This window comes from Gammaproteobacteria bacterium, from assembly GCA_019911805.1.
In the GTDB taxonomy this organism is placed as follows: Bacteria; Pseudomonadota; Gammaproteobacteria; order Thiohalobacterales; family Thiohalobacteraceae; genus JAHJQQ01.
On the sequence record JAIOJV010000098.1, the window covers coordinates 81,619 to 94,294 of the forward strand.

Sequence of the window (12,676 nt, forward strand, 5' to 3'; positions counted from 1 at the left end):
GAGGGGCGGGCACCGTGGTGATGAGTGCGGATACAAACATACCAACCGATACCCGCGTATTGAATTCCGGCGTGGTCGTCTCGGTGCGTGGCAGCGTCGTGGATATGCGTTTCGATGTGCAGCTGCCGCCGATCCATGCGTTGCTGCGCACGGGGGAACAGAATCAAATCGTCATCGAAGTGCTGGCGCAACTGGATGCGTGCCGCGTGCGGGGTATTGCGTTGAACCCGACCCAGGGCCTGGCACGTGGCATGCCGGTGGAAGACTCCGGCGGGCCGTTGCAGGCACCGGTCGGCAGAGACATCCTCGGACGCATGTTCGACGTGTTCGGCCATGCCATCGACCGGGCCGCGGCTCCGATCGATGTGCACTGGCGGTCCATACATCAGCTGCCGCCGCCGCTGGTGCGCCGCACCACCCGATCGGAGGTGTTTGCGACCGGTATCAAGGCCATCGATGTGTTGATGCCGCTGGAGCGCGGCGGCAAGGCGGGCCTGTTCGGTGGGGCCGGGGTGGGCAAGACCGTGCTGCTCACCGAAATGATTCACAACATGATCGGCCAACACGAAGGCGTGAGTATCTTTTGCGGTATCGGTGAACGTTGTCGCGAAGGCGAGGAACTCTACCGCGAGATGAAAGAGGCCGGCGTACTGCCGAACATGGTGATGATCTTCGGCCAGATGAACGAGCCGCCGGGGGCGCGTTTTCGTGTCGGCCACGCCGCGCTGACGATGGCCGAGTATTTCCGTGACGACGAGCGCCGTGACGTATTGCTGCTCATCGATAACATCTTCCGGTTCATCCAGGCCGGCTCGGAGGTCTCCGGGCTGATGGGGCAGATGCCCTCACGGCTCGGCTACCAGCCGACCATGGGCACCGAGCTGTCACAGCTGGAAGAGCGTATCGCCAATACCGACAGCGGCGCCATCACCTCGATCCAGGCGGTGTATGTGCCGGCGGATGATTTCACCGACCCGGCGGCGGTGCATACCTTCTCGCACCTGTCCGCATCGATGGTGTTGTCGCGCAAGCGGGCGAGCGAGGGGCTGTACCCGGCCATCGACCCGTTGCAGTCCAATTCCAAGATGGCCACACCGGGCATCGTCGGTGTCCGGCACTATGCGCTCGCACAGGAGATCCGTCGCACGCTGGCGCAATATGCGGAACTCAAGGACATCATCGCCATGCTCGGCCTGGAGCAACTGTCGCCGCAGGACCGTGATGTGGTCGCCCGCGCCCGCCGCCTGGAGCGTTTTCTGACCCAGCCGTTTTTCACCACCGAGCAGTTTACCGGGCTCCCGGGCAAGCTGGTCAGCCTGGAAGAGTCACTGGACGGATGTGAGCGTATCCTGAACGATGAGTTCAAAGACTACCCGGAGAGCGCGCTCTATATGATCGGTGCGGTGGATGAGGCAAAGCACAAGTTGCAACCCGGCGACGGTGCAGTCAGTGACACGCCCGGCTCCGCGCCGGAGGCGCAGGCAGAGATCAAATGACCCGGATGAATCTCAAGATCCTCCTGCCTTTCCAGGTCTTCGCCGACGAGGGTGAGGTGGTGCGCATCGTCGCCGAGACCCGCAGCGGCTCACTGGGGCTCTTGCCACGGCGGCTGGATTGTGTCGCGGCACTCGCGCCCGGTATCCTGACCTACGAGACCGCAGCGGAGGGCGTGGTGTATGTGGCGGTGGATGAAGGGGTACTGGTCAAAACGGGGCCGGAGGTGCTCGTTTCGGTGCGCCAGGCGATCGGGGGAACGGACCTCGGCGAGCTGCGAGCTGCGGTGGAGCAGGAGTTTCTGACTCTGGGCGAGCATGAGCAAAGTATGCGTTTCGTGCTGGCGAAAATGGAAAGTGACTTCATCCGCCGCATGGTAACGTTCCACCATGACTGACGAAGAGCGAGACACGCCGGCGAAACAAAAACCGTCGCTCGGGCAGGAGGTCGGCAGAAAGGCGGCGCGCAAGCTCAAGGCACAGCGCGACGCCGCGCCGGGCGTCTGGTTCGGCCTGGGCATGATGGGGCTGATCGGCTGGTCGGTGGCGATCCCGACACTGCTCGGCGCGGCACTCGGTATCTGGCTGGACAAGCACTATCCCGGAAGCCACTCCTGGACATTAACGCTGCTGATCATCGGTCTGACCATTGGCTGTCTGAATGCGTGGCACTGGGTCGCCAGGGAAGACAAGGCGATGCGGGACGAAGCGGAGGATGGGGATGAATGACTGGTTGACGCTGGCACTGGCAGGGCTGGCGGGCCTGGCGCTCAGCGCCCTGTCCTTTGGTGGCCTGTGGTGGACGGTGCGCCTGGGCATCGTATCCAGGCGTCCGGCACTGTTGTTTCTTGGCAGCCTGCTGCTGCGGACCGCCATCGTCGTGACGGGATTCTATTTCGTGGGAGCTGGTGATTGGCAACGGCTGCTGGCCTGTCTGGTTGGATTTGTCGTCGCGCGCAGCATCATCACGCGGCTCGCCGGGCCGCCACTCGAACACGTTGAAACCCCGGTGAAAGAGGCCGGCCATGCGCCTTAGTCCCGATGAGCTCATTTTCTGGCAATACGGGTTTTTCAAACTCAATGCCACCATCGTCTTCACCTGGGCGCTGATGCTGGTGCTGGCCGTGGGCGCCAGGCTGATCACCCGCAGGCTCTCCATCGGGCTGCACCGGGCCCGCTGGCAGAATGTGCTGGAGATCATCGTCCTCGCCATCGAGGGGCAGCTTACCGACATCGGTCTCAGTAACCCGAAACGCTATCTCGGCTTTCTGGGTACGCTCGTGTTGTTTCTCGCCATGAGCGCCCTGTGCACCGTCATCCCCGGCTACCAGCCGCCCACGGGTTCGCTCTCAACCACGGTGGCGCTGGCCCTGTGCGTGTTCGTCGCGGTGCCGTTTTTCGGTATCGAAGAGCGTGGCCTGCGTGCCTATCTCAGGTCCTACGCCCAGCCGACGTTCATCATGCTACCATTCAATATCATCAGTGAAATCTCCCGCACCCTGGCGCTGGCCGTGCGTCTGTTCGGCAACATGATGAGCGGCGCGATGATCATCGCGATCCTGCTCACCATCACGCCGTTCATCTTTCCGATCGTCATGATGGCGTTGGGCCTGCTGACCGGCATGGTGCAGGCCTATATTTTCTTCATCCTGGCCGCGGTCTACATTGCCGCCGCGACCCGTGTCCAGGCGCCTGCAGCCGCCGCCGGGCAACCCCATTGAACCCTGACAGCCTGAGGAGACGAGTATGGATAGCATGACATTCATCGCGATGGCATCGATTATCACCGCCGGTCTCACCACCGGTATCGGCACCATGGCCCCGGCGCTGGGCGAGGGGCGGGCGGTCGCGACGGCATTGACTTCCCTGGCCCAGCAACCCGATGCGTCCGCCACCATCACCCGGACGCTGTTCGTCGGTCTGGCGATGATCGAGTCCACGGCGATCTACTGTTTCGTGGTCTCGATGATCCTGATCTTCGCCAACCCCTTCTGGAATCACGTCCTCGCCCAGGCCGCCGGACTATAGGCCATGGTCGTCGATTGGTTTACGGTCGCCGCCCAGATAGTCAATTTTCTCATCCTGGTGTGGCTGCTGAAACGCTTCCTGTACCAGCCGATCCTGCGCGCCATCGATGCACGGGAACAGCGCATCGCCGCGTCGCTCGCGGATGCGGCCGCGAAAGAGATCGAGGCCCGTACGGAGCGCGACACCTTCCAGCGCAAGAACGAGGCCTTCGACCAGCAGCGCGCCGCTCTCCTGAGTCAGGCAACCGACGCGGCCAAGACCGAACGGCAGCGGCTGCTCGATGAGGCACGGCAGGCGGCCGACACCCTGCGTGACAAACGGCAGAAGGCGTTGCAACGCGAACACCAGAGCTTGAGTAACGAAATCACCCGTCGCACCCGCACGGAGGTATTTGCCATCGCGCGCCAGGCGCTGACCGACCTCGCCGGGACCAGTCTGGAAGAACGCATGAGCGCGGTCTTCGCGGACCGCCTGCGGGCGCTGGACGCCGAGGCCAGACAAGGCCTCGCCACGTCCCTGCAGACATCGACCCAGCCAGTGCGCGTGCGCAGCGCCTTTGAACTGACAGCAACGCAACGCACGCTGATCCAGACCGCGCTGAATGAGACCCTGGCGATGGACATTCCGGTACGTTTCGACACCGCGCCCGAGGTGATCAGTGGTATCGAACTCACCACCAACGGACAGAAGGTCGCCTGGAGTATCGCCGATTATCTCGACTCACTGGAAAACAGCATCGGCGAGCTGTTGGGAGCGAAGGACGTTTGACGTATATCTTTTTTGGCCACGGAAACACACGGAACAACACGGACAAAATCCTATTGTTGAAAACGCAATGAAGCCGTCCGCAGGGTTCCCTCCGCAGATCGGTAGGGTGCGTCGAGGCGTAGCCTGACGCACCGGGTTCCACGCCACGGTGCGTCGCTGCCGCCGACGCACCCTACACGGCCGGTCCCTCATCGGCACGGGGTACGCTGAAAATTTGTCACGAGGACGCACGGACAAGTACAGAAGAGGCCGACATGGCGGGTTTTACATTCCGTGTACTTCCGTGTGTTTCCGTGGCCAAAAAAAGTTTTGTCCGTGTCGTTCCGTGGATTCCGTGGCCAAAAACGGTTTAACTAAGCACCCTTCACATCAGGATCTGTAACCAGCCCCGGGAGAGGCAATGAGCGCACCACCGGATTCCTTGCAAGGCGTATTCGATAACGCGTTTTCCGGCCTGAGCCGGGGGCGCGAGGCCTTTACGCCGCACCTGACGCCGCGTGAGGTGGGTACGATCACCAGCGTCTCCACGGGGATCGCCCGGGTCTCCGGTCTCCCCGGTGTGGGCAGTGACGAACTGGTGAGGTTTCCCGGTGATGTGTTCGGTATCGCCTTCAACGTGGACGAGGATGAGATCGGCGTCGTCCTGCTCGGCGATTACTGGCATCTGCATACCGGGGATGAGGTCGAGCGCACCGGCCGGGTGATGGATGTGGCCGTGGGTGACGGCCTGCTGGGGCGCGTCATCGACCCGCTCGGCCGGCCCCACGATGACCGCGGGCCGCTGCTTGCAAGCGAGCGCCTGCCCATCGAGCGTCCCGCCCCCGCCATCATGGACCGCGCCCCGGTCGGCGTGCCGCTGCAGACCGGCCTCAAGGTGGTCGATGCGCTCATTCCCATCGGGCGTGGCCAGCGCGAGCTGATCCTGGGAGACCGGCAGACCGGTAAGACCGCCATTGCGATCGACACCATTCTCAATCAGCGCGGCCAGGATGTTCTGTGTATCTATTGCGCCATCGGTCAGCGTGCGTCCGCCGTGGCCAGGGCAGTGGCCACCTTCCAGGAACAGGGCGCACTGGAGTACACCGTCGTGGTCGTCACCGAGGGCAACGATCCACCGGGCCTCGCCTATATCGCGCCGTACGCCGCCACCAGCATTGCGGAGTATTTTATGGAGCAGGGCCGCGATGTGCTGATCGTGTACGATGACCTCACCCATCATGCCCGTGCCTATCGCGAACTGTCCCTGCTGCTGCGCCGCCCGCCGGGGCGCGAGGCCTTTCCCGGGGACATCTTCTACATCCATTCGCGCCTGCTGGAACGCGCGACACAACTGCGCGATGAACGCGGTGGGGGTTCGCTCACCGCCTTGCCCATCATCGAGACCGAGGCCCAGAACATCTCCGCCTATATCCCCACCAACCTGATTTCCATCACCGACGGGCAGATCTATCTGTCACCGACCCTGTTCGAACTGGGGGTGCTGCCGGCGGTCGATGTCAGCAAGTCCGTGTCGCGCGTCGGCGGCAACGCACAACGGGCGGCCTACCGCGCGGTGGTGGGTGACCTCAAGCTCGCCTATGCCCAGTTCGAGGAGCTGGAATCCTTCGCCCGGTTCGGGGCCCGGCTGGATGCAGAGAGCAACAAGGTGATCGAACATGGACAGCGCATCCGCGCCTGCCTGAAACAGCCGGAATTCGCCCCGGTGGAGGTGCCCGCCCAGATCGCCATCCTGCTGGCATTGGGTGCCGGACTGTTCGGTGCCGTGCCGCTGGAGCGGATGACGGACGCCGAGCAGGCCATCACCGAGGCCGTGGCGGAGATGCCGGCGTCGCTGCGCGAGCGCCTGGATGGGGTCGACGGCTTGAGCGCTGCGGATCGGGAGACGATCCTCGACCTGGCCCGCCAGGCATTGGTCGGTTTTCAGTCCAAGGCCGGTCCCCGGTCCCACCCCGGTGCCGCGACACAACCCGGGGAGGGGATATGAGCGATACCGTAGCGAGCCTGCGTCGCAAGATCGACAGCGCCAGCGGTCTGCAATCCGTGGTCCGCACCATGAAGGCGATGGCCGCGGCGAGTATCGATCAATACGAACAATCGGTACGTGCCCTGGGTGATTACAATCGCACTGTGGAGCTGGGCTTGAGCGTCTGCTTTCGCGACCTGCAGGAGATGGAATCGCTGACCGGAGAGACCGCAAGAGCGGCGTCGGTGGGAGTTGGCGCGGTGGTGTTCGGTTCCGACCAGGGACTGGTGGGGCAGTTCAATGATGTGGCGGCCGAGGATGCGCTCAAGACGCTGGCAGCGCTGCCCGGGGAACCGCGAGTGTGGGCGGTCGGCGAGCGCATGCATGCGCGCCTGGTGGACGCGGGCCTTGCGCCGATCGGTTGCTTCAGCGTACCGAATTCCGTCCAGGCCATCAGCTCGCTGGTCGGGCAGATCCTCATGGCGAGTGAGGCCCACCGCAGCCGGGGTGACATCACCGAACTCCATCTGTTCTATAACCGTCCCGTGGTCGGGTCGGTATATGCGCCCGTCCGTCAGCGGCTGTTGCCGCTGGATGAGCGCTGGCGCCGCACGCTGGCCGAACGCCCCTGGCCGACGGAGAATCTGCCGGAGGTCGTGGGTGGTGGCGCCTCCACGCTGCGGGCGCTGGTGCGCGAATACCTGTTCGTCTCGCTGTTCCGGGCCTGCGCCGAATCGCTGGCCAGCGAGAACGCGAGCCGCCTCGCGGCGATGCAACGCGCCGACAAGAATATCGATGAACTGCTGGACGAACTCAACCGCACCTTCCACCGGTTGCGCCAGAGTGGCATCGACGCGGAACTGTTCGACCTGATCTCCGGGTTCGAGGCACTGAGCGATGCCGGAGCCCATCGTGGTATTTGATTTCTATATATCTATCCTGACCAAGGGCGAACGTTTCCGTTTTAAACCATTTTTGGCCACGGAAACACACGGAATAACACGGAAATAATTTACTATGTAAACCCAGGACATGATCTGTCGCTGGGTTCACGGGCTTTATGTAATAAGCTTTTTTCCGTGTCTTTCCGTGTGTTTCCGTGGCCAAAAAAGGTGTAAGCAAGCGCCATTACCAGCCGATTCCGCAGTTTTCAAAGAGGTGAAAACATGGATATCACATTGATCGTCATCCTGGTCGTTATTGCCCTGATCGTTGTTTATGTGATCGGGATATTCAATAAACTGGTGACGCTGAAAAATCGCTACCAGAACGCCTTTGCCCAGATCGAGGTGCAGTTGAAACGGCGCTACGACCTGATACCCAATCTCATCGAGACCGCCAAGGGTTATATCAAACACGAACGCGAAACCCTGGAGGCCGTGGTCGAGGCGCGTAATGCGGCACAGAATATGCTTTCCAAGGCAGCGGCCGATCCGGGCAGTGCCGCGGCGATGAAAGACCTGGGTGGCGCCGAAAGCAAACTGGCGGGCGCCTTGATGAACTTCAATATGGTGATGGAGGCCTACCCGGACCTCAAGGCCAATCAGAACATGATGCAGTTGAGCGAAGAGCTCATCTCCACCGAAAACAAGGTCTCTTTTTCCCGGCAGGCCTTCAACGACCAGGTGATGGCCTATAACACCTATAAGCAGTCGTTCCCACCGGTCTTTTTCGCCGCACGCTTCGGTCACACGCAAGACGCGACGCTGTTGGAATTCGCCGACACGGCGGCCATACAGGCGGCGCCCAAGGTTTCATTTTAGCGGCCACAGGATATTCGGATACCTGGAATCGCTGCTAGCCAAGAAACCCTGTTTGCCACGAAATCCACGGAACGACACGGACGAAACCTTTTTTGGCCACGGAAACACACGGAACAACACGGAAAAAATCTATTGTTGAAAATGCAATGAAGCCGTCCACAGGGCCCCACAGCAGACCGGTAGGGTGCGTCGAGGCGCAGCCTGACGCACCGGGTTCCATGCAACGGTGCGTCGCTGCCGCCGACGCACCCTACACGGCTGCTGACCCAGAAACCCTATTTGCCACGGAAGCACACGGAAGATATTGAAATGAAGCCATGTTGCGAAGCCCTACCTCGGCACTTGGCAGGTGACGTGGGATGTCATGTGAAGCCTGTGATCCTGTCTGCATTTTTCCGTGTTGTTCCGTGTTGTTCCGTGTACTTCCGTGGCTGCAATGACTGTTTTCAAAATATAAAATGAACTTCTTTGAATCACAAGATCGTGTGCGTAAGAACACACTCCAGCTCGTCCTGCTGTTCGTGCTGGCGGTGGTCAGCCTGATCGTCATGACCAATCTTCTGGTCATGGTGGTGTTCGGCTATATCAACAGCGAGCAACTGCAAGACGGTGGCGTCTTGTACCAGCAAATGGATTGGCAGACCTTTGCCGCGGTCAGTGTCGGTGTCAGTGTCGTGATCCTGGCGGGCAGTCTGTACAAGATCATGGCCCTGTCGGCCGGTGGCAAGGTGGTTGCCGAGGCGTTGGGTGGGCAATTGATCCCGCAAAACACCACCGACCTGAAGCAGCGGAAATTGTTGAATATCGTGGAGGAGATGGCTATCGCCTCAGGTACGCCGGTACCGCCGGTGTATCTGCTCGTGGAGGAGCCGGGCATCAATGCCTTCGCGGCCGGTTTTTCGCCACGCGACGCCGTCATCGGCGTGACGCAGGGGACGATCGAGCATCTGAACCGGGAGCAACTGCAAGGCGTCATTGCCCATGAGTTCAGTCATATATTCAACGGCGATATGCGCCTCAATATCCGTTTGATGGGCGTGCTGCATGGCATCCTGATCGTCGGCATTATCGGCTATTATATTTTACGTTCTGCTTCTTTTTCGCGGCGCGGACGGAACAGCGGCAAAGGCGGGGGCGGGATACTGGCGCTGGCGATCGGGCTGATGGTCATCGGCTTTGCCGGTACCTTTTTCGGCGGCCTGATCAAGGCCGCAGTGAGCCGGCAGCGGGAATATCTGGCAGATGCCTCGGCAGTCCAGTTCACCCGTAACCCGGACGGGATTGCAGGCGCATTGAAGCGCATCGGCGGACTCGAATTCGGTTCCACAGTGGAAAACCCTGGTGCGTCCGAAGTCAGTCATGCCTTTTTCGCCCAGGGCCTCTCAGGGGTCATGCGCTCCCTGTCTGCCACGCACCCGCCACTGGCCAAACGCATCTTGCGCATCGATCCCCATTGGGATGGCAAGTTCGATACGCGCGATAGCAGCGACGCACCTGTGGATCATCGGGAAGATCCAAGACCTCGGGAAAGGAGACCGGGCCACGAGGGTGAGGAGGGCGAAGATGGATCGATGCGCGCGCGCGAACAGCTTGCCAGGCAGGCTGCCACCGCCGGCAGCGGTGCCGCGCTGGCCGCTGTCGCCACTGCCATCGACCAGATCGGTAATCCAGACTCAGAAACGATAGATCATGCCCGCTCGCTGCTGGCCGGGCTGCCCACCGTCATCCAAGGGGCGGCCCGGGAACCCTATGGTGCCCGCGCGGTCATTTATTCGCTGGTGCTCGATAGGGGGCAGGGCGTCCGTGACCGACAACTGGAACATCTGCGCCTACATGCCGATCCGGATGTCTTCGCGTTGACGGAAAAGTTGCTGCGGGAGATGGCTGGCCTGGAGATCAAACACCGGTTGCCGATCATCGACATCACCATTCCGGCACTCAAACAGTTATCACTCGATCAATACCGTGTCTTCCGAGACAACCTGGTCACGTTGATCGAGATGGACTCCAGGATCGATCTGCTGGAATGGTCGTTACAGAAGATTCTGTTCAACCATCTGGACGGGCAGTTCTTCAAGCAGACACGTACGAAAAAACGCCCTTCCGATATCGGTCAACTCAGGAAGGAGATCCAACTGCTCCTCTCGGTACTGGCCCATGCCGGTCAACAGGCCCCCAAGGAGGTCGAGGAGGCCTTCAGTGCAGCCGTGAAAACGCTGGAGATCAGTGGCCTTCAGTTGGTGGCAAAAAATGCCATTCGCCTGTCCGATCTGGATCGCGCACTGCAAAAACTGGAAAACCTGCACCCCCTGGCCAAACCGCGCCTACTGAAGGCCTGTGCCGCCAGTATCGTACGTGATCAGACCATAGCGCCTGTGGAAATGGAGTTGCTGCGTGCCTTTTCGGACGCACTCGGTTGTCCGATGCCGCCGATCATCCGCTCGACCACAGCCGTAGGGCAGGAGCGCCGGTAAAATTTCATCGGTCCAGAAGAACCAACGGCACGACCGGGAACCTCGCTGATCTTAGGATGGTTGGTAGTTGACAGAGTTTTGCGAGGCTGTAAAATGCCTGAGCTTCTAGCTTCAGGCGCGTAGCTCAGTTGGTTAGAGCACCACCTTGACATGGTGGGGGTCGTTGGTTCGAGTCCAATCGCGCCTACCAAATTCAAAGGGTTACATCTGTTCGTCTAATCCGTGTGAAGATGTGTGAACGGATTGTGAAGATGTAGCCGTGTCGTACAGGCTCCACGCCGCCTTGCGCGCCCAGTGCGCTGCGGCGTGGTCGCCCCGCCGCAGCGCCGCGCGGTGGCGGTTCAGCAGTGCCGCGGCCTGGGCGGCGACTGCCGCGTCCGGGTGCTCCAGTAGTCCCTGCATCAGCTCCAGCGCCCTCATCGCAGATCCCCCAGCTTCAGTCCCGCTTCGACCTCTCGGTACTCCACCCCGTGGCCGTCCTTGTATGCCCCGGTCATCCGGGCCGTCGAGTGCCCGGCGAGGGCTTGGGTGTACTCACGGTCATAGCCCATCACGCTCTCATAGACGTGCACGCCGAGGGAGCGGATTTCGTAGAGCGTCGGGCGTTGTGCCGGCGGCATATCCGCGTACAGTCCCAGCGCGTCTCTGACCTCCGTGAAGGCGCGTTCGAGATATTTCTCGGACATCTGCGTCCAGTGCTCGCGCCACTCCGCTTTGACCTTCCTCTTCGGCCTGAAGTGGATCACGAAGGGTGATACCAGCCCAGACTCCGCGGCGTGTTGGAATACCGCCTCCAGCTCGGTGGTCATGTGGATCTTAAGGTGCACCGGTTTATCGTAGTTGTCGGTCTTGCGCAGACGCGCATGGAGGCGGCCGTCCAGCACATCCGTACGCTTCACATGCACCGCGTCGCAGGGGCGCAGCAGCGTGATTAGCATCAGCTCCATCGCGACTTGGAGGAACAGCGGGGCGCCCGCGTGGATTGCCCAGAAACCGGCGAGATCGAGGCGCTGGCGCACGCGTGGCGGGGCCGGCACCAATAGTGTCTCGGCGACAGGGTTTTGCTGTATCAGCCCCTTCGCCCTGGCGAACGCAAATACATCGAGCAGCAGTGACCGGTGTTTCAAGTACGCGTGGCGCCCATCAAGCGCGTCGAGGAAATCCGCCATGAATTTGACATCGATCGCAGCGACCATCTTGGTGCCGAACTCGCGCCGGTAGCGGCGCAGGTAGCCCAGCATGTTGTCCTTGGTCTGCGGTTTCCATTTTTTGTCCGGCACGCGCTCCTTGACGTAGCGGTCTAGCAGAGCGTGCATCGTCACCGGTGAGATGCCTAGCACCTTCGCCACCAGCGGCTGCTCCGGCTGTTCGCCCATCAGGGTGTCGTTAAGCTTGCGTGCCGCTGCGACCGCCTTGGCCTTATCGCGCCCGAGGCCGAAGCGGCGCCCCGTCTGTGGATGGCGGTACTGGAAATAGGCCCCGTTGCGATACAGGTTGGGCGGCAGGGGTGTGGCGCCCGGTTTGCGGCGGCCAGTCACTCCAGTGTCTCCAGAATAGCGTCGGCAATGCTGTTGCCGGTGCGCTTCTGCTCGGCATCGAGGTCGACGTAGTAACAGCCGCCGATGCGTCTGCCGGGGAGTTCGCCGTCCTCGATCCATCGCCGGAGAGTCGAGGCAGCCGGACGGCGGCCGGTAAACCGGAGGTCTCGGTATTCAGAAATACTAATTAATTTAGCCACTTGCATAAGCTCCCATTGAAGATGGATCGGAGCCGGTGCGTTTAGATAGATACCTTACTTCAACAATCTCGCGTCATTGGCCTCAGTGCCCGGTATTGATATCATATCAAAATCGTAATATGTTTAGCAATAGTACATTCACCAATGCGGCACTATTATCTGCTACCAAGCGGTTTTTGCCGGTAGGCTGACGACCGGTACTAGTTAGTATGCTAGAAGGCATGGTCGGCAACTTATTGTTTTTGCTTGGCGGACCTGCCAAAGATGCCGCTCAGGCTCCAGCCAACCCAAAAAACATCCCACCCATCCCCTATACGGCTACGTAGGCATCGATCAACCGAAGCCTACCGCGCCGTGTTTATGCGTCCACAGTCTCGGTTCGGCACGGCGTGGGGCATGCTGCCCAAGCGGTAGAATGGGACCCTCACAGACCGCAACGGAAAGCCTGA

14 protein-coding genes and 1 tRNA gene are annotated in these 12,676 nt (G+C 61.0%); 12 read left to right on the forward strand and 3 right to left on the reverse strand.

Annotated features, from left to right (window positions below; all coding sequences use genetic code 11):
- The first annotated feature begins 20 nt into the window (after window positions 1-20).
- The 12 genes from atpD to K8I04_12605 all read left to right on the forward strand — a co-directional run bounded on the left by atpD (window position 21) and on the right by K8I04_12605 (window position 10,679).
- A complete protein-coding gene (atpD, locus tag K8I04_12550) occupies window positions 21-1,496 on the forward strand; it encodes a F0F1 ATP synthase subunit beta (protein MBZ0072539.1) in 1,476 nt (491 codons plus the stop codon).
- Between the two features lie 5 nt (window positions 1,497-1,501).
- A complete protein-coding gene (locus tag K8I04_12555; protein ID MBZ0072540.1) occupies window positions 1,502-1,891 on the forward strand; it encodes a F0F1 ATP synthase subunit epsilon in 390 nt (129 codons plus the stop codon).
- Complete coding sequence (locus K8I04_12560; protein ID MBZ0072541.1) at window positions 1,884-2,222, forward strand: AtpZ/AtpI family protein; 339 nt, start codon at window positions 1,884-1,886, stop codon at window positions 2,220-2,222. Before K8I04_12555 ends, K8I04_12560 begins: the two co-directional genes overlap by 8 nt.
- A complete protein-coding gene (locus tag K8I04_12565; GenBank protein ID MBZ0072542.1) occupies window positions 2,215-2,529 on the forward strand; it encodes an ATP synthase subunit I in 315 nt (104 codons plus the stop codon). The genes K8I04_12560 and K8I04_12565 overlap by 8 nt, the downstream gene beginning before the upstream one ends.
- On the forward strand, window positions 2,519-3,214 hold the full coding sequence (locus K8I04_12570; protein MBZ0072543.1) for a F0F1 ATP synthase subunit A: 696 nt from the start codon (window positions 2,519-2,521) through the stop codon (window positions 3,212-3,214). The genes K8I04_12565 and K8I04_12570 overlap by 11 nt, the downstream gene beginning before the upstream one ends.
- A 25-nt stretch (window positions 3,215-3,239) precedes the next feature.
- Window positions 3,240-3,521: a F0F1 ATP synthase subunit C gene (locus K8I04_12575; protein ID MBZ0072544.1), complete on the forward strand. Its 282-nt coding sequence runs from the start codon at window positions 3,240-3,242 to the stop codon at window positions 3,519-3,521.
- Window positions 3,522-3,524: 3 nt separating this feature from the next.
- Window positions 3,525-4,289, forward strand: coding sequence for a F0F1 ATP synthase subunit delta (locus K8I04_12580; GenBank protein ID MBZ0072545.1), 765 nt, complete (start codon window positions 3,525-3,527; stop codon window positions 4,287-4,289).
- A gap of 400 nt (window positions 4,290-4,689) precedes the next feature.
- Window positions 4,690-6,273: an alternate F1F0 ATPase, F1 subunit alpha gene (locus K8I04_12585; GenBank protein ID MBZ0072546.1), complete on the forward strand. Its 1,584-nt coding sequence runs from the start codon at window positions 4,690-4,692 to the stop codon at window positions 6,271-6,273.
- Complete coding sequence (locus K8I04_12590; protein ID MBZ0072547.1) at window positions 6,270-7,175, forward strand: F0F1 ATP synthase subunit gamma; 906 nt, start codon at window positions 6,270-6,272, stop codon at window positions 7,173-7,175. The genes K8I04_12585 and K8I04_12590 overlap by 4 nt, the downstream gene beginning before the upstream one ends.
- 243 nt (window positions 7,176-7,418) lie before the next feature.
- Window positions 7,419-8,015 carry a LemA family protein gene (locus tag K8I04_12595; GenBank protein ID MBZ0072548.1) on the forward strand — a complete coding sequence of 199 codons (597 nt, stop codon included), beginning with the start codon at window positions 7,419-7,421 and terminating at the stop codon, window positions 8,013-8,015.
- A 458-nt stretch (window positions 8,016-8,473) separates the two neighbouring features.
- On the forward strand, window positions 8,474-10,489 hold the full coding sequence (locus K8I04_12600; protein MBZ0072549.1) for a M48 family metalloprotease: 2,016 nt from the start codon (window positions 8,474-8,476) through the stop codon (window positions 10,487-10,489).
- 113 nt (window positions 10,490-10,602) lie between these two features.
- A tRNA-Val gene (locus tag K8I04_12605) sits at window positions 10,603-10,679 on the forward strand.
- Window positions 10,680-10,690: 11 nt separating this feature from the next.
- Here K8I04_12605 and K8I04_12610 read toward each other — a convergent pair.
- Genes K8I04_12610 through K8I04_12620 form a run of 3 tightly spaced genes read right to left on the reverse strand, consistent with a single transcriptional unit; the run spans window position 10,691 to window position 12,227 of the window.
- The gene (locus K8I04_12610; GenBank protein MBZ0072550.1) at window positions 10,691-10,909 is read right to left on the reverse strand and encodes a hypothetical protein; all 219 of its coding nucleotides are present in this window, start codon (window positions 10,907-10,909) and stop codon (window positions 10,691-10,693) included.
- Window positions 10,906-12,027: a phage integrase Arm DNA-binding domain-containing protein gene (locus K8I04_12615; protein ID MBZ0072551.1), complete on the reverse strand. Its 1,122-nt coding sequence runs from the start codon at window positions 12,025-12,027 to the stop codon at window positions 10,906-10,908. Before K8I04_12615 ends, K8I04_12610 begins: the two co-directional genes overlap by 4 nt.
- Complete coding sequence (locus K8I04_12620) at window positions 12,024-12,227, reverse strand: helix-turn-helix domain-containing protein (protein MBZ0072552.1); 204 nt, start codon at window positions 12,225-12,227, stop codon at window positions 12,024-12,026. The genes K8I04_12615 and K8I04_12620 overlap by 4 nt, the downstream gene beginning before the upstream one ends.
- Between the last annotated feature and the right edge of the window lie 449 nt (window positions 12,228-12,676).

Excerpts from the sequence above, each read along its gene's own strand:
- atpD (MBZ0072539.1), top strand. The coding sequence starts at position 21 with ATGAGTGCGGATACAAACATACCAACCGATACCCGCGTATTGAATTCC.
- K8I04_12555 (MBZ0072540.1), top strand. The coding sequence starts at position 1,502 with ATGAATCTCAAGATCCTCCTGCCTTTCCAGGTCTTCGCCGACGAGGGT.
- K8I04_12560 (MBZ0072541.1), top strand. The coding sequence starts at position 1,884 with ATGACTGACGAAGAGCGAGACACGCCGGCGAAACAAAAACCGTCGCTC.
- K8I04_12565 (MBZ0072542.1), top strand. The coding sequence starts at position 2,215 with ATGAATGACTGGTTGACGCTGGCACTGGCAGGGCTGGCGGGCCTGGCG.
- K8I04_12570 (MBZ0072543.1), top strand. The coding sequence starts at position 2,519 with ATGCGCCTTAGTCCCGATGAGCTCATTTTCTGGCAATACGGGTTTTTC.
- K8I04_12575 (MBZ0072544.1), top strand. The coding sequence starts at position 3,240 with ATGGATAGCATGACATTCATCGCGATGGCATCGATTATCACCGCCGGT.
- K8I04_12580 (MBZ0072545.1), top strand. The coding sequence starts at position 3,525 with ATGGTCGTCGATTGGTTTACGGTCGCCGCCCAGATAGTCAATTTTCTC.
- K8I04_12585 (MBZ0072546.1), top strand. The coding sequence starts at position 4,690 with ATGAGCGCACCACCGGATTCCTTGCAAGGCGTATTCGATAACGCGTTT.
- K8I04_12590 (MBZ0072547.1), top strand. The coding sequence starts at position 6,270 with ATGAGCGATACCGTAGCGAGCCTGCGTCGCAAGATCGACAGCGCCAGC.
- K8I04_12595 (MBZ0072548.1), top strand. The coding sequence starts at position 7,419 with ATGGATATCACATTGATCGTCATCCTGGTCGTTATTGCCCTGATCGTT.
- K8I04_12600 (MBZ0072549.1), top strand. The coding sequence starts at position 8,474 with ATGAACTTCTTTGAATCACAAGATCGTGTGCGTAAGAACACACTCCAG.
- K8I04_12610 (MBZ0072550.1), bottom strand. The coding sequence starts at position 10,909 with ATGAGGGCGCTGGAGCTGATGCAGGGACTACTGGAGCACCCGGACGCG.